Source organism: Ramlibacter sp. G4-7, assembly GCF_057784995.1.
Window position 1 is genome coordinate 25,037 of sequence record NZ_JBYNTT010000014.1, and the last position, 14,009, is coordinate 39,045.

Consider the following 14,009-nt stretch of genomic DNA (forward strand, 5'->3'; position numbering starts at 1 on the left):
CGTCAGCGCACGCTGGGCGCGGTGGTGGCCGGGGCGGGGATGAAGGGCGAGTTCAGGTTCGGGCTGGGCGGTGCCGGCTTGGCCACCTCGGGCGAGATCGGCGCGCCTTCCACCCCGTTGAGCAGCACGCTGGGCACCGGCTGCACGTTCTGCTGCTTGGCCCGCATCAGGTTGTAGCGGTCGATCGACAGCGCGTCCGTGTCGTTCGCATCGCGCACGATCACCGGCCGCAGGAACACCATCAGGTTGCTCTTGCTGCGCGAGCGGGTCTCGGTGCGGAACAGGTTGCCCAGGCCTGGCACGTCGCCCAGACCGGGAACCTTCTGCTCGTTGCCGGAGTACTGGTCCTGCAGCAGGCCGCCCAGCACCACGATGGAGCCGTCCTCCACCAGCACGTTCGACTCGATCTGGCGCTTGTTGGTCGTCGGCCCGTTCAGCGCGTTCTCGGTGCCGGGACGCACGCTCGACGCTTCCTGGTAGATGGTCAGGCGGACCGTCCCGTTGTCGTTGATCTGCGGCTTCACGCGCAGCGTGATGCCGACGTCCTTGCGCTCGATCGTCTGGAACGGGTTGACGGAGCTGTTGGAGGTGCCGGTGTTGGTGAACTGGCCGGTGATGAAGGGCACGTTCTGGCCGATGACGATCTTGGCTTCCTCGTTGTCCAGCGTCAGGAGTGAGGGCGTGGACAGCACGTTGCCGTCGCCCGAGCTCTGGAAGAAGCGCGCCAGGGCGCTGAGCACGAAGCGGCCGTCGATGTTGCGCACCGCGCCGATGTTGATGCCGGGCGCGGGCGTGACGGGCGCGGTCGTGCTGGTGGCGCGCGTCGCGAGGTCGATGATGTTGGTGCCGCCTATCGTGAAGTTGCTGCCGATGATGCCCAGCAGGCTGTTGTTCACGTTGCCGATGATGGTTTGCCACTGGATGCCGAACTCGGCGGCCTTGTCGGCGTTCACCTCGACCAGCAGGCTTTCCACCAGCACCTGTGCGCGGCGGCCATCGAGCTGGTCGATCACCGCGCGCAACTGGCGGTACTGCGGTTCGGGCGCCGTGATGATCAGCGAGTTGGTGGCGGGGTCGGCCTGGATCTGTCCGCCGGTGGAAGGCTGGGCCGAGGGCGTGATGGGCGCGTTCGCCGCGCTGGTGCCGGTGGTGCCGGCGCCGCTGAGGCCGCTGGCGACCACGGGCGAAGTGGCCGGCGTCGTGCCGACCGCGCTCGTGGCCGCCCCCGTGCCGGTGGGGCTCATGCTGGCGAGCGCGGCGCGCAGCACCACGGCCAGCTTGGTGGCTTCCGCATTGCGCAGGTAGACCACGTGGATGTTGCCCGCCGAGCCACCGGCGGCCGCGACGTCCAGTCGCGCGACGACGGAGCGCACGAGGTTCAGCCGCGCAACGTTGGGGGCGCGCACGATCAGCGAGTTGCTGCGCGGCTCCGCGATCACGGCGGTGCGGAAGGCCGTGTCGGCCTGGCCCTGTGCTGCGGGCGCGGCGCCGACGCCCGTGGACGAGGAGTCCACCAGGCGCTGCACGATAGGTGCGATGTCGACCGCGAGCGCATGCTGCACGTTGATCACGTCGACGTCGGTGGCGTTGGACACGTCCAGCGCCCCGATGATGCGGGCCAGGCGCTGCAGGTTGTCGGCGTAGTCCGTGATCACCAGGGAGTTGTTCCCCGGGTTCACGTTGATGGTGTTGTTCGGGCTGATCAGGGGCCGCAGGATGGGCACCAGGTTCGCCGCGTTCTCATGGTTCAGGCGGAAGATCTGGGTGACGATCTGGCTGCCGCTGGTGGAGCCGTCCACCGTCACGGTGCCGCTTTGCAGCTTGGCCTCCGCTTCCGGCACGACCTTCAGCAGGCCGCCCGCATCCACCACCGCGAAGCCCGAGAGGCGCAGCGTCGCGACGAACTGGTTGAAGGCTTGCGCCGGCGGCACCGGCCGGTCGGTCGACAGCGTGATCGTGCCCTTCACGCGCGGATCGACCACGATGCTGCGGCCGGTGATTGCCGCCATGGTCCGGGCCACGGCCTCGATCTCGGCGTTCTGGAAATTGAGCGTGATCGGTTCGGTGGAACGCTGCGCCTGCGCGGCCGGCGCGGCGCCCAGGAGCACGGCGAGGGCCAGCGAAGCGGCGGTGGAACGGTAATTCATTCTGGGTGTCCCGGGCGCTTCAGCCGATGGAGATGATGGACCGCTCGCCGGTGCGGCGTCCGATGATGTTCAGGAGGTTGGCCAGGGCGGCTTCGCGCCCCGGGACCGCACTGGCTTCGCCGCGGAAATGCAGGCGCCGCCCGACCCACTGGCCGGTGCCGGACAGCTGCAGGCTGCCTTCGAGTGTGGCGAGCCGCAGGGTCGCCTGCGTGCCGCCTTGCAAGGTGATGCGGTAGCTGCCCATGGGCCTCAGGGTAGACAGGCGCGACGCCATGCGCAACGCCTCCAGCTCGGCCCGCCCATCCACGCGCGGCCGGCCTTCGACCCATTCTACTGAAAGGCCCCGCGTGGCGAGGCGAACTTCACCATCCAGTTGCAAGGTATTCCAGGGGGTGCCCAGGCCGGCCAGCAGGGTCGCGGGCCACTCGGAAACGCCGTCGCCGACCAGCAGCTGCCAGCCGGACGCGTGCCATCGCGCCCGCAGGTCCAGCGGGCGCGGCGTGCAGCACTCCGCCCGCAACTGCGCGACCGCGCCGTTCCACAAAGGCTGCAGCCGCCAAGCGACGCGTCCGGGCAACGCAGCGGCCTCGGTGCTGCCGTGGCCGCCCGTGAGCACCAGCCGGGCGGAGCCGTCCCACACCGTGCCGCGCGCTTCCGCCAGCTGCACCTGCCCGCCGCTCGCGTCGGCAACGACGGCAGCCAGCCAGCGGGCCGGCGCAAACGCGATGAAGGCATACACGATGCCGAGCGCCGCCCCCGCGGCGGCCCAGGGCCAGGGAACGTTGCGAACGGGACGGGGGACGCGCGCCACGGGACTCAGCGCGCAGGCAGCGTCAGCACCAGGCTGCCGTCCCAGCCGCCGGAGGCGTTGCGTGTGAGCTTCGCCTCCCCGGGGATCGCACGGGCGTTGGCCCGCACCTGCGACAGCCATTGCGCCAGCGCGGCGGCCGGGGTGTTGGTGAGGTTGACCGTGACCCGGTCGCCCGCGATGCTGTAGCGGGCGCTCACCCCCAGCTGCTGCCGGATGGCCGCCTCCAGCAGGCGCATGGCCTCGTCGGGGTTCTGGCGCGGCATGGACTGCATGGCATTGGCCTGCTGCTGCAATCGCTGCATGTGTGCGAGTTGTGCGTCGAGCGCGCGGTGCTGTTCGTCCGCGCCGCGCAAGGTGGCGATGGCCGGACCGAGCAGGATCCACCAGAGCAGGGCCAGGGCGATGACGCCAGCGGCGCCGCCGACCAGGGCGCGCTCGCGCGGGGCCAGCGTGTTCCAGCGGGCGAGCAGGGCCTGCCGGTTCATCGCACGTCCTCCGCGGCGACGACCAGGGCGGAACCTTCGCTGGTCGTGGCGTAACCCAGGGGGCGCAACTGCGCGGCCACCGTCCGCACTTCCTCGGCCGACAAGGCCAGGCCCGAGGCGCGCAGCTGCCCGTTGGCGTACTCCAGCGCCGCGGGCGTCCGGCCCGGGGGCAGGGCCGCGGCCAGCGCGGCGAGCATGGCGTCCAGGTCCCGGGCGGAGGCGGTGCCGGTCTGCTGGCGCAGGGCCGTCACCTCGCGTTCCATCTGCACCGGCGCGTCGACGACGACGCGCACGTTGGGGAAGGTCTCGCGCAGGATGCCGCGCACGGCTTCGCGCTTGCTTTCCAGGTCCGCGTTCTCCTTCCAAGCCCACGCGTTCAGGCCGACCAGGTGCACGGCGACGAACAGCGCGGCGGCCCAGCGCGCGGGACGCCATGCGGGGCTGCGCAGGATCTCGCTCCAGCCGGTGGCGAACTTCTTCATGGCGCGGGCGCGCGAGGAGCTGGCGAATTCGAACTGGGCCAGGTCCCAGCGGCTGCGCGCGGATTGCAGCCAGCGCTGCGGCGCCTGCTGCAGCGTCCAGGGGTGGGGCACCAGCTGCTCGGCGAGCGCGGCCACGCCCGGTTCGGCCAGGCGCGGCGCACTCTCCGCCTCGGCGGGCAGCAGCGGGAGGGCCGCCGCGGTGAGCGGCAAGGCGAGCACGCCTTGCTCGCTGCTGGCCACCACCGTGGGCCGGTCCACCTCGCCGAGCGCGGTCAGCGACAGGCTGCCTTCGGGCGCGAACTCCGGGACGATGCGCGTGACCGTCCTGCCGCCGGCTTCCAGCGCCTGCAACGCGTCGCGCAGCCACGCGCGCTCGCACACGGCCACCCAGGCCGTGTCGCCGCCGCGCGTGCCCGGCTGCAGGGACAGGTGCAAGGTGTCCGTGTCGTCGAGCAACTGCTCTTCCAGCACGCCTTCGAGCGCGGCGCGCAGGCGCGGGCTGCCGGGCGCGACGCCCTTGGGCAACTCGACCCGGTGCCAGGCGAGGGCCTGCACGGGCACGACCGCGACGACTTCGGCGCCCGCACCCCGCGGCATGGGCAGCAGGGCGGCGGGCGCGCGGCCCTGGTCGGCCAGGGCGTGGCCGTCCGCGGTGAGCGCGTAGGCCCACTCCATGGCGGCCGTGGGCGGGCCGGGTGGCAGGTAAACGATGAGCGAGCTCATGAACTGCGGCGCATTGTAGGAGTTATGAAAGTTTCCAAGGTCGCCTGCCGGCGACTTTCGGACCGTCGTCCCGTCAACGGGGCGGCTGCACCGCTGACTGGAAGGAGCCGCGTTCGCGCTGCATCACGCGCACCGTGCGCCCCACGCGCTGCACCATGGAGCGCTCCTCGATCACGACCTGGTCCATGCGCAGGCGGCCGCGCACCTCGAACCACTGCGTGTCCACCGAGGCGGAAGTCAGGTCGAAACTCGCCGTCGGGGCGTTGGCCGAGGCGTCCGCCACCGCGCGGAAATGCTGCCGCTCGCGCTCGCCGACCATGCGCCGGGCGTCGGCCAGGCTCAGCTTGCGGCCCACCGCGTAGATCGCTTCGGCCGAAGCGGTGTTCAGGTTCACCTTGGTCGCGGCGCTGGGCAGGACGGTGACGTAAGGGTCCAGCGCGGCGATGACTTCCTCGGGCACGCCCAGCCAGGCGAGCTGCTCCAGCCGCTGGATCTGCAGCGGCGCGCGCGTGCCGTTGCGGTTCTCGGGGCTCATGTCCCCCGCGAAGCGCATGTTTTCCACGATGCTCGCGAGCTGCGCCTGCGGCAGTCCCAGCACGTCGAAGAGGCGCTCGAAGCTTTCCATCCACTTGGTCTGCACCGTCCCTGCCTCCACCAGGCACCCCAGGTTCAGCTTGGCCTGCAGGTCGGTGATCTCGCCGGAGAGGAACACGTTGTCCGCGTCGCTCGCGGACGCGTCCATGTTGTTGCCCTGGTCCGCGGCGAGGAAGGTGGACATGCGGGCTTCCTTCAGCGGCACCGCCCAGGGCTCGGACAGGTAGTCGGACTGGTCGGCGTTGAAGTCTTCGCGCAGGATCAGGCGGGCCCAGTCCAGCGCGCCGGTGAGGATCCAGCTGGCTTGCACCCGGGTGCGGTCCGCCGCCTCCACTTCGACGCTGCGCCACTGCTGCCACAGGGCCGCCGCCGCGAAGGTGGCGACCATCGTCACGGTCAGCATGGCGGCCAGCAGGGCCGCGCCTCGTTGTCGGGTGGATCTCATGGCGTGAGCGTGGGCCGCATCCAGTCGCGCTGCAGTTGCCCGCTGAGGGCGCGGCCCTCGGGCAGCTGCAGCACCAGGCGGACGCCGTCCGGCAAGGGCGAGGTCGTGGTAGTGGCGGCCGCACCCGTCGGCGTGCTGGTCGTCGTGGTGCTGGTGGCCGCCGACTGCGGATGGGTCCAGGCGTTGTCGCGGAAGTAGAAGAGCTGCCACTCCACCAGGGGGGCGATGACGACTTCCTGCGCGCGCGCCGCGTCGCTGGGGTTCTGCGACCAGAGGTCGGCCTGCAGCCACGCCGCGTCGAGGTCCCCGCGGTTGAACACGGGCGGGGACTGCCAGCGGCGCCACTGGCCCTCGCGGCGCGTCCAGCCCACCACGCGCACGCCGTCGGCGGGCGCCTGGCTGCTCTGGCGCGTCAGGCGCAGCACCCGGCCGTTCCATTCGATGGCGGGCGTGGGCGCGAAGGATGTGATGGCGTCGAGGTCGGCGCCCCACTGGGCCAGGCCGGTCTGCAAGGCCAGCACCTGGTCGGCGCGCGCCTCCGTCACCTCGCGGGCGCGCATCATGCCGTCCAGGCCGCGCCAGCTGAGGATGGCGAGCAGGGCCAGCGCGAACAGCGCCACCAGCAGTTCGACGAGGGTGAAGCCCCGGGCGCGCGGCATGTCAGTAGCGGCCCATCACGGTGGACAGGCGCAGCACCGGCGCGGCCTGGGCGAAGACCTGCGCGTCGACACGGCGGAAGTTCGGGTTGGGCGTGGTCGAGACCGTCAGCCGCACGAGGAAGTCCTGGCCCGCCTGCTGGCAGGCCTGTTCGCTCAGGCCCACCGACGGCAGCTGCTTGGCCAGCTTCAGGCGCACCAGCTCGTTCTCGGCGCACAGGTGCGCCAGCAGCACGTCGGACTGGCGCTGTGCGTTGTTGGTGAGCGCGGCACTGGCTTGCAGGCCCGCCACCAGCGCGATCGAGACGATGCCCAGCGCCACCAGCACCTCGACCAGCGTGAAGCCGCGCGCGCGCTGCAGCGCGCTTGTCATGGCTGCTCCTGCACGGTGGCAAAGGGCCGCAGGCCGTCGGTCGCGACACGCAGCCTGCGGTCCGGGTGGCCGACGCTCGTGAGCAGCACGGATTGCGGGCCGATCACCGGCTCGGGGCCGAGCACCAGCACGCCGCGCCCGACCACCCTGGTGTCGGCCTCGAGCCAGCGCTCGGGCAGGGTGTCGCGCGGCAGGCCTTCGAAGTGGAAGCCTTCCGGGTCGGCCACCCAGCGCACCGGCTGGCCGGTGAGCCGCGAGCGGGCGCGGGCGGATTCGAGCAGCGCGCCCAGGCGCTGGGCCTCGCGCTCGAGCGACACGGCACCCGAATCGCGCAGCGCGAAGGCGACGCCCGCCGAGGCGATGGCGATGATCGCCACCACCACCAGCAGTTCAAGCAGGGTGAAGCCGGCGCGGCGCCGCGGCGTGACAGGCAGGCGCGTGCTACTGCCAGGAGCCGACGTCGGCATTCTTGCCCTCGCCCCCGGACTGGCCGTCGGCGCCGAACGACATGACGTCGATCTCGCCCTTCACGCCCGGATTGAGGTACTGGTAGGGCCGGCCCCAGGGGTCGTTGGGCAGCTTCTCGAGGTAGGGCTTCCAGTTCGGCGGCACGGGGGCGGCGGCGGGCTTGGTCACCAGCGCCTGCAACCCTTGTTCCGCGGTGGGGTAGCGCTGGTTGTCGAGCCGGTACAGCTTGAGCGCCTGCATCAGGTTGTTGACGTCGGTGCGCGCGGCGGTGGCGCGCGCGTCGTCGGCGCGGTCCAGCACGTTGGGCACGATCAGCGCGGCGAGCACGCCGATGATGACCAGCACCACCATCAGTTCGATCAGGGTGAAGCCGCGCGATCGCCGGCGGCGGGAGAGGACAGGAGGGAGCATCGGTTCAATGATAATCGCCGCATGTGGACCCCGACCCCTGCGTGGACCGTGCGTGGCGCGACTTTGGCGCTCTGGACGCTGGCCGCGGCCAGCGCGGTGTTCTGGGGGCTGAAGCTGGGCGGGCAGGCGCGGCCCCTGGCCGTCCCGCCGCCGCCGCTGCGCGCGGTGGCAGCGGTGGACCCGTCCGCGCTGGCGCGGCTGCTGGGTAGCGAGCCGGCGGCGGCCGCGCTGACCGCTGCCGCGCCCACCCTTGCGAGCCGCTTCCAGTTGCTGGGCGTGGCCGCCGGCGCCGAGTCCGGGGGCGGTGCGGCCGTGATCGCCGTCGACGGCAAGCCGGCGCGGCCCTACCGCGTGGGGGCCCCGATCGAGGAGGGCATCGTGCTGCAGTCCGTCCGGGGCCGCCAGGCGGTGCTGGCCTCCGCCGCCGGCCAGCCGCTGCTGACCCTGGAACTGCCCCCGCCGCCCCCGATGGCGGTTCAGAGCCCGATGTCGGCTCAGAGCCCGATCGCCGCCCCGAGGTAGAAGGCAACTTCGCACGCCAGTTGCGAGGCGGCCAGCGCGTCGCGGTTGCGAGGATCCGCCTGCCGGCGCGCCAGGCGCCACATGCCATAGCAGGCCAGCGTGGCGGCCACCACCGACAGCACCAGGGCGACCGCGCCGGCGCCCGCGAACAACAGGAGCAGGGGCGCGGCACACCAGGCCGCGCCGACCTGGATGGCGCGCGCCGGCACGTCCCCCTGCAGCGAGCGCGCCAGCAGCAGGGGCGCCAGCCGCGACACCACGGGCGCGGCGAACAGGGCAGCCATCACCGCGGATTCGGACCGGGAAGCCAGGGTCGCCAAGGTGGCCAGCTTGGCCGCCAGCACCAGCCACAGCGCCAGCGCGCCGACGCCGGACGTTCCGGGCGCGGCCAGCTCCTGCAGCCGCTCGGCCGTCTGGAACACGCCGGTTTCGCCGCGCGCACTGGTGAGGGCCGCGGTGGCGGCCATGGCGGCGACTGCGGCGACTGCGGCGCCCCAGGGGCTGCCCCGCAGGGCCAGACCCACGAGCGCGAACGCCAGGCAGGCCGCGAGGCCCACGACCCAGCCGGCGCCCGGCAGGTGGGCGTCGCTCGCGCGCAGCGATTCCTCGTCCGCCGGCGGCACGCTGCCCACGCGCAGGACGGTGGCGCGGTGCAGCGCGAGGGCGAGGAGGTTCAGGTGTTCACGCAGCACGGGCATGGGCGTCAGGCGGCTTTCCCGCCGGTGCGCAGGAACAGCTGGTACACGGGATTGGCGGTCTCCTCGACGTAGGGATAGCCCAGCGTGTCGAGGAAGGTCTGGAAGGCCTGGCTGTCGTCGCCCGGCACCTGCAGGCCCACCAGCGTGCGGCCGTAGTCCGCGCCCTGGTTGCGGTAGTGGAACAGGGAGATGTTCCAGCTCGGACGCATGTTCGACAGGAACTTGAGCAGGGCTCCGGGCCGCTCGGGGAAGACGAAGCGCATCAGGCGCTCGTCCTGCGCCAGGGGCGACGGGCCGCCCACCATGTGCCGGATGTGTTCCTTGGCCAGTTCGTCGTGCGTGAGGTCCAGCGCCTGGAAGCCCTGGCGCGTGAAGCTGGAAGCGATGCGCACAGACTCGCCCTTGCCGTGCGTGGTCAGGCCCACGAAGACGTGCGCCTGGTTCGCGTCGCTGATGCGGTAGTTGAACTCGGTGACGTTGCGCGGCCCGCCGGGCAGGGTGCCGATCAGCTCGATCAGGCGGCGGAACGCGCCGCGCTCCTCCGGCAGGGTGATGGCGAACAGCGCCTCGCGCTCCTCGCCGACCTCGGCCCGCTCCGCGACGAACCGCAGCCGGTCGAAGTTCATGTTGGCGCCGCACAGGATGGCCGCGTAGGTTTCGCCGCGCGTCTTGTGTTCGGCCGCGTACTGCTTGATCGCGGCGACCGCGAGCGCGCCCGCGGGTTCCACGATGCTGCGGGTGTCGACGAAGACGTCCTTGATCGCCGCGCAGACCGCGTCCGTGTCGACCAGCATGAACCCGTCGACGAGCTCGCGCGTCAGGCGGAACGTCTCCTCGCCCACCAGCTTGACCGCCGTGCCGTCCGAAAAGAGGCCGACGTCGCCCAGCGTGACGCGCTTCTTCGCTTCCACCGAACGCGCCATCGCGTCCGAATCGCTCATCTGCACCCCGATCACCTTGATCTCGGGCCGCACCGACTTGATGTACGCCGCCACCCCGGAGATCAGGCCGCCGCCGCCGATGGCCACGAACACCGCGTCGAGCGGCCCCTGGTGCTGGCGCAGGATCTCCATGCCGACGGTGCCCTGGCCGGCGATCACGTCCGGGTCGTCGAAGGGGTGCACGAAGGTGAGCTGATCGCGCTCGCACAAGGCGCTGGCGTGCTCCGCCGCGTCCGAATAGCTGTCGCCGAACATCACGACTTCGCCGCCGAGCGCCTTGACCGCCTCGACCTTCACCTGCGGGGTGGTGACCGGCATGACGATGACCGCGCGCGCGCCCATGCGGTGGGCCGCCAGGGCCACGCCTTGCGCGTGGTTGCCGGCGCTGGCGCAGATCACGCCGCGCTGCAGCTGTTCGGCGCTCAGGTGCGCCATCTTGTTGTAGGCCCCGCGCAGCTTGAAGCTGAAGACAGGCTGCTGGTCCTCCCGCTTGAGCAGGACCTTGTTGTGCAAGCGGCGACTGAGGTTGCGCGCCGGCTCCAGAGGCGTCTCGACCGCGACGTCGTAGACGCGCGCCGTGAGGATCTTCTTGAGGTAATCCTCCGGCTGCAGGTGTTTCTTCATGACGCGCGAATCATAGAAGGCCGGGCTGGCCGCGGCCGGAAGCAAGAAAAAAGCCCCCGGATCTTGCGATCCGGAGGCTAAATCCACCAAAGGAGGGTGGAGGAGACAACTTGTGCGGGCCGGCCTTGCGGCCGGCGGGGCTTAGCGCGATCGCTATGCTGTGGGGCCAGTATAACGGGCATTTTGCTGCAATGCACAAGGGGTGCGTTGCAGCCATGCCGCAGTCGCGGACCGGGTTGCCGCGCGCCTGCGAAGAGGGAGGACACATGGAATGCACAGTGACGTGGACCGGCACGACCGGCGCACGCTCGGGAATGGGTTTCCTGGCCGAGACCGGCAGCGGTCACGTGCTGGTGATGGACGGCGCGCCGGACGAGGTGCGGCCCGAGAACGGCGGCCGCAACCTCGCGCCCCGGCCGATGGAGACCGTGCTGGCGGGAACGGGCGGCTGCACCGCCTATGACGTGGTGCTGATCCTCAAGCGTGGCCGCCACGACGTGCGGGGGTGTTCGGTCAAGTTGAGCGCCGAGCGCGCGACGACGGACCCGAAGGTCTTCACCAAGATCCACATGCACTTCACCGTCCGGGGGCGCAAGCTGCCACCGGTGGCCGTCGAGCGCGCGATCGCCATGAGCCACGAGAAGTACTGCTCCGCGAGTGCCATGCTCGCCAAGACCGCGGAGATGACCACCAGCTTCGACCTGGTGGAGGACGACACGCCCGCCGCTTGAGGCCTAGATGTAGTGCGCGGTGGTGGTCATCACCTTGGCCGCCGCGCGCATCGCCATCTTGACCGGCGCCGGCATCTCCACGGCGCCCGCGCGCTGCGCGGCGTCCGCGTGCGCGGCTTCGTCGGCTTTCATCTGGGCCACGATTGCGCGTGACGCGTGGTCGGCGGCCGGCAGCCGATCGAGGTGGCCCTGCAGGTGCGCCTCCACCTGCCGCTCGGTTTCCACGATGAAGCCCAGGCTGACCGGGTCGCCGAGACGGCCGGCGACCAGACCCATCGTGAAGGCGCCCGCGTACCAGAGCGGATTGAGCAGCGAGGGACGCCCGCCGAGATCGTCCAGCCTGGCCTGCGTCCAGGCGAGGTGGTCCGTCTCCTCGCGCGCGGCCTGTTCCAGCGTCGCGCGCAGCGCATCGTCACGGGTGGCAAGCGCCTGGGCGGTGTAAAGCGCCTGCGCGCAGATCTCCCCCACGTGGTTGACGCGCATGAGGGCAGCGGCATGGCTGCGTTCCTGCACGCCGAGATGCGTGGCGTCGGCGGGCACGACGGGGCAGGGCCGCGTGCCGCGCGGCTTGGCGAAGAGGGTGCGAAGCGCCTGGTCGAAGGCGCCGAGAAGACGATCCATGCTCGCGAGTTTAGGAGCGGGGAGCCATGGGGCGGGGGACGAGCGGTTTGTGGCGGCGCGTGAACGGCGCCGGTTTTGCGATGCGAAATTGCCACGGGCCTTGTTGCGCTCGTTCCACTCAGCCATGGGCCCCTTGTTGTTGGTCAGCCACGAAACGCTTCTTTACGGCCTAAATGTTTTGCTCGCAGGGAGGCGCTCTGGTGGAATAGCAACAACTTCCCAAAAGGAGGTTGGCCCGGGGATCCGGTGGGAACGCGAGCGTGCCTGCATTCGAAGACCCATGCGCACCGGAGCCCTATGTTTAACCTTGGAGAAACTTGCATGAAAAAGTCCCTGATTGCGCTGGCCGTGATGGCAGCCGCTGGCGCGGCCTCCGCCCAGTCGTCGGTCACCCTGTTCGGTATCGTTGACGCGAACATCTCGTATCAGCGCACTTCCGGCGGCGAGAAGAACACCTTCCTGGCCAACTCGGGCTACAACAGCTCGCGTCTCGGCTTCCGTGGCACGGAAGACCTGGGTGGCGGCCTGTCCGCTTCCTTCTGGCTGGAAGGCGCCCTGGCGAACGACGCCGGCTTCGGCGGCTCGCAAGCCACCGGCTACGACTTCCGTCGTCGCTCGACGGTCAGCCTGGCCGGCGGCTGGGGTGAACTGCGCCTGGGCCGTGACTACGTCCCGACCTTCTGGAACATGACCGTGTTCGATCCGTTCGGCACGAACGGCGTCGGCTCCAACATCGGCCACAAGGTCAAGCTGGCTGGCGGCACTGCTGCCACGCTGGGCGGCATCGTGGATCCGCTGTACGTGCGTTCCAACAACATGGTGCAGTACTTCCTGCCCGCGAACCTCGGCGGCTTCTACGGCCAGCTGAGCTACGCCTTCGACGAGAGCTCCAACCTGGCCGCCGTGGCCAACCAGGGCCGCTACATCGGTGGCCGCCTGGGCTTCGCTTCGGGCCCCTTCAACGTCGCTGCCGCCTACGGCCGCACGGAAGGCGCCGAGACCTTCGCTTCCCCCGACGTCCGTAACTGGAACCTCGGTGGCCAGTGGGACTTCGGCATGGCCAAGCTGCTGGGTGTGTATGACGACGCGCGCTACTCTGGCGGCGGTTCGGACAACACTCTGAAGACCTGGTTGATCGGTGGCCTGGTGCCCGTCGGCGCCGGCGAGATCCGCCTGTCCTACGGCCGTTCCAAGCTGGACACCGCCGGTGTCGATCCCAGCTCCAGCCAGTGGGCCCTGGGTTATGTCCACAACCTGTCCAAGCGCACCGCGCTGTACGCCACGTACGCCCACGTGAGCAACAAGGACGGCTCCGCGATCTCGATCGGTTCGTCCCTGCAGAACGCAGTGGCCGGCCTGCCGAACGCGAGCGGCACGGGCTTCGACCTGGGCATCCGCCACAGCTTCTGATTTTCGAACCGGCCGCAAGGCCGGTGCAGAAAACAAGAAACTTGAAAAGCCGCCTTCGGGCGGCTTTTTTTCGTGTCCAATCCAGCGCGATGACTTCGCTGCCCATCTTTCGTCGCCTGCTGCCGGTCCTGGCCGTGGCCACGCTGGCGGCTTGCGGCAGCACGCCGCCGGCCACGACCGAAATTTCCTCCTCGCCCTGGGCCGACCAATCGGGCCTGCATCCGGGCGCCCACGCCAGGTCCTGGACCCACCAGCGCTTCCCGGGCAAGGTGCCGACCCGCTTCGCCTACGCGCGCAACGACGGGCGCGACACGGTTTCGGTGCAGTCCGAAAGCTCCGCCAGCATGCTGCGCCAGGTCCTGCGCGTGGACAGCGCCGACCTCGGGCGTGTGCGCTTCTCCTGGAAGGTGCCGGCCCTCATCGAGCAGGCCGATCTCGCGACCCGCGAGAGCGACGACGCGCCCGTGCGCGTGGTGCTCGCCTTCGAGGGGGATCGCTCGAAGTTCTCCGCCCGGGATGCCGCCCTGTCGGAGCTGGCGCTCGCACTCACGGGCGAGCCCCTGCCGTACGCGACCTTGATGTACGTGTGGTGCAACAAGCGCGCGCCCGGCACCGTGATCACGAGTCCTCGCACGGACCGCATCCGCAAGCTGGTGGTGGAGTCGGGCGCCGCACGGCTCGACCAGTGGCTCGACTACGAACGCGACATCCGCGCCGACTACGAGCGGGTGTTCGGCGAGAAGCCCGGCGCGCTGGTCGCCATCGCGATCATGACGGACAGCGACAACACGCGGTCCCGGACCAACGCCTGGTACGGGCCGATCCGCTTCCTGCCGCTCGCGGCGCGCTGAAGCCGGCAAGGCATCA

The 14,009-nt window shown here is 70.6% G+C and carries 16 protein-coding genes; 4 read left to right on the forward strand and 12 right to left on the reverse strand.

What is annotated here, in order from left to right; genetic code table 11:
• Positions 1-2 precede the first annotated feature (2 nt).
• The 9 genes from gspD to gspG all read right to left on the reverse strand — a co-directional run bounded on the left by gspD (position 3) and on the right by gspG (position 7,595).
• On the reverse strand, positions 3-2,147 hold the full coding sequence (gene gspD, locus AC3EGR_RS18725) for a type II secretion system secretin GspD (RefSeq protein WP_488548025.1): 2,145 nt from the start codon (positions 2,145-2,147) through the stop codon (positions 3-5).
• 19 nt (positions 2,148-2,166) lie between these two features.
• A complete protein-coding gene (gene gspN, locus AC3EGR_RS18730) occupies positions 2,167-2,967 on the reverse strand; it encodes a type II secretion system protein N (protein WP_488548134.1) in 801 nt (266 codons plus the stop codon).
• Entirely contained in the window at positions 2,964-3,443 is a 480-nt protein-coding gene (locus AC3EGR_RS18735; RefSeq protein ID WP_488548026.1) for a type II secretion system protein M, read from the reverse strand. Before AC3EGR_RS18735 ends, gspN begins: the two co-directional genes overlap by 4 nt.
• Complete coding sequence (gspL, locus tag AC3EGR_RS18740) at positions 3,440-4,648, reverse strand: type II secretion system protein GspL (RefSeq protein ID WP_488548027.1); 1,209 nt, start codon at positions 4,646-4,648, stop codon at positions 3,440-3,442. Before gspL ends, AC3EGR_RS18735 begins: the two co-directional genes overlap by 4 nt.
• A gap of 73 nt (positions 4,649-4,721) precedes the next feature.
• Positions 4,722-5,687, reverse strand: a complete 966-nt coding sequence (gene gspK / locus AC3EGR_RS18745; protein WP_488548028.1) for a type II secretion system minor pseudopilin GspK — start codon at positions 5,685-5,687, stop codon at positions 4,722-4,724.
• Entirely contained in the window at positions 5,684-6,346 is a 663-nt protein-coding gene (locus tag AC3EGR_RS18750; RefSeq protein WP_488548029.1) for a PulJ/GspJ family protein, read from the reverse strand. Before AC3EGR_RS18750 ends, gspK begins: the two co-directional genes overlap by 4 nt.
• Position 6,347: 1 nt before the next feature.
• Entirely contained in the window at positions 6,348-6,716 is a 369-nt protein-coding gene (gene gspI / locus AC3EGR_RS18755; protein WP_488548030.1) for a type II secretion system minor pseudopilin GspI, read from the reverse strand.
• Positions 6,713-7,183, reverse strand: a complete 471-nt coding sequence (locus tag AC3EGR_RS18760; protein ID WP_488548031.1) for a prepilin-type N-terminal cleavage/methylation domain-containing protein — start codon at positions 7,181-7,183, stop codon at positions 6,713-6,715. Before AC3EGR_RS18760 ends, gspI begins: the two co-directional genes overlap by 4 nt.
• Positions 7,158-7,595: a type II secretion system major pseudopilin GspG gene (gspG, locus tag AC3EGR_RS18765; protein ID WP_488548032.1), complete on the reverse strand. Its 438-nt coding sequence runs from the start codon at positions 7,593-7,595 to the stop codon at positions 7,158-7,160. Before gspG ends, AC3EGR_RS18760 begins: the two co-directional genes overlap by 26 nt.
• Positions 7,596-7,616: 21 nt before the next feature.
• Here gspG and AC3EGR_RS18770 point away from each other — a divergent pair, with 21 nt between their 5' ends.
• Positions 7,617-8,117: a type II secretion system protein N gene (locus AC3EGR_RS18770; protein ID WP_488548033.1), complete on the forward strand. Its 501-nt coding sequence runs from the start codon at positions 7,617-7,619 to the stop codon at positions 8,115-8,117.
• Here the strand turns inward: AC3EGR_RS18770 and AC3EGR_RS18775 are convergent.
• Together AC3EGR_RS18775 and ilvA are read right to left on the reverse strand one after the other, a co-directional pair.
• Complete coding sequence (locus tag AC3EGR_RS18775; protein ID WP_488548034.1) at positions 8,090-8,815, reverse strand: adenosylcobinamide-GDP ribazoletransferase; 726 nt, start codon at positions 8,813-8,815, stop codon at positions 8,090-8,092. The genes AC3EGR_RS18770 and AC3EGR_RS18775 overlap by 28 nt on opposite strands.
• A gap of 5 nt (positions 8,816-8,820) precedes the next feature.
• Positions 8,821-10,380, reverse strand: coding sequence for a threonine ammonia-lyase, biosynthetic (gene ilvA / locus AC3EGR_RS18780; protein WP_488548035.1), 1,560 nt, complete (start codon positions 10,378-10,380; stop codon positions 8,821-8,823).
• A gap of 266 nt (positions 10,381-10,646) precedes the next feature.
• On the opposite strand from ilvA, the gene AC3EGR_RS18785 reads away from it, so the two are divergent.
• On the forward strand, positions 10,647-11,111 hold the full coding sequence (locus AC3EGR_RS18785) for an OsmC family protein (protein WP_488548036.1): 465 nt from the start codon (positions 10,647-10,649) through the stop codon (positions 11,109-11,111).
• A 3-nt stretch (positions 11,112-11,114) separates the two neighbouring features.
• On the opposite strand, the gene coq7 is transcribed toward AC3EGR_RS18785, so the two are convergent.
• Positions 11,115-11,732 carry a 2-polyprenyl-3-methyl-6-methoxy-1,4-benzoquinone monooxygenase gene (gene coq7, locus AC3EGR_RS18790; RefSeq protein WP_488548037.1) on the reverse strand — a complete coding sequence of 206 codons (618 nt, stop codon included), beginning with the start codon at positions 11,730-11,732 and terminating at the stop codon, positions 11,115-11,117.
• A 321-nt stretch (positions 11,733-12,053) separates the two neighbouring features.
• Between coq7 and AC3EGR_RS18795 the strand changes: the two genes are divergently transcribed.
• Complete coding sequence (locus tag AC3EGR_RS18795; RefSeq protein WP_488548038.1) at positions 12,054-13,142, forward strand: porin; 1,089 nt, start codon at positions 12,054-12,056, stop codon at positions 13,140-13,142.
• A gap of 89 nt (positions 13,143-13,231) precedes the next feature.
• Positions 13,232-13,993 carry a DUF3047 domain-containing protein gene (locus tag AC3EGR_RS18800; protein WP_488548039.1) on the forward strand — a complete coding sequence of 254 codons (762 nt, stop codon included), beginning with the start codon at positions 13,232-13,234 and terminating at the stop codon, positions 13,991-13,993.
• Positions 13,994-14,009: the final 16 nt, after the last annotated feature.

Excerpts from the sequence above, each read along its gene's own strand:
- gspD (WP_488548025.1), bottom strand. The coding sequence starts at position 2,147 with ATGAATTACCGTTCCACCGCCGCTTCGCTGGCCCTCGCCGTGCTCCTG.
- AC3EGR_RS18735 (WP_488548026.1), bottom strand. The coding sequence starts at position 3,443 with ATGAACCGGCAGGCCCTGCTCGCCCGCTGGAACACGCTGGCCCCGCGC.
- gspL (WP_488548027.1), bottom strand. The coding sequence starts at position 4,648 with ATGAGCTCGCTCATCGTTTACCTGCCACCCGGCCCGCCCACGGCCGCC.
- gspK (WP_488548028.1), bottom strand. The coding sequence starts at position 5,687 with ATGAGATCCACCCGACAACGAGGCGCGGCCCTGCTGGCCGCCATGCTG.
- AC3EGR_RS18750 (WP_488548029.1), bottom strand. The coding sequence starts at position 6,346 with ATGCCGCGCGCCCGGGGCTTCACCCTCGTCGAACTGCTGGTGGCGCTG.
- gspI (WP_488548030.1), bottom strand. The coding sequence starts at position 6,716 with ATGACAAGCGCGCTGCAGCGCGCGCGCGGCTTCACGCTGGTCGAGGTG.
- AC3EGR_RS18760 (WP_488548031.1), bottom strand. The coding sequence starts at position 7,183 with ATGCCGACGTCGGCTCCTGGCAGTAGCACGCGCCTGCCTGTCACGCCG.
- gspG (WP_488548032.1), bottom strand. The coding sequence starts at position 7,595 with ATGCTCCCTCCTGTCCTCTCCCGCCGCCGGCGATCGCGCGGCTTCACC.
- AC3EGR_RS18770 (WP_488548033.1), top strand. The coding sequence starts at position 7,617 with ATGTGGACCCCGACCCCTGCGTGGACCGTGCGTGGCGCGACTTTGGCG.
- AC3EGR_RS18775 (WP_488548034.1), bottom strand. The coding sequence starts at position 8,815 with ATGCCCGTGCTGCGTGAACACCTGAACCTCCTCGCCCTCGCGCTGCAC.
- ilvA (WP_488548035.1), bottom strand. The coding sequence starts at position 10,380 with ATGAAGAAACACCTGCAGCCGGAGGATTACCTCAAGAAGATCCTCACG.
- AC3EGR_RS18785 (WP_488548036.1), top strand. The coding sequence starts at position 10,647 with ATGGAATGCACAGTGACGTGGACCGGCACGACCGGCGCACGCTCGGGA.
- coq7 (WP_488548037.1), bottom strand. The coding sequence starts at position 11,732 with ATGGATCGTCTTCTCGGCGCCTTCGACCAGGCGCTTCGCACCCTCTTC.
- AC3EGR_RS18795 (WP_488548038.1), top strand. The coding sequence starts at position 12,054 with ATGAAAAAGTCCCTGATTGCGCTGGCCGTGATGGCAGCCGCTGGCGCG.
- AC3EGR_RS18800 (WP_488548039.1), top strand. The coding sequence starts at position 13,232 with ATGACTTCGCTGCCCATCTTTCGTCGCCTGCTGCCGGTCCTGGCCGTG.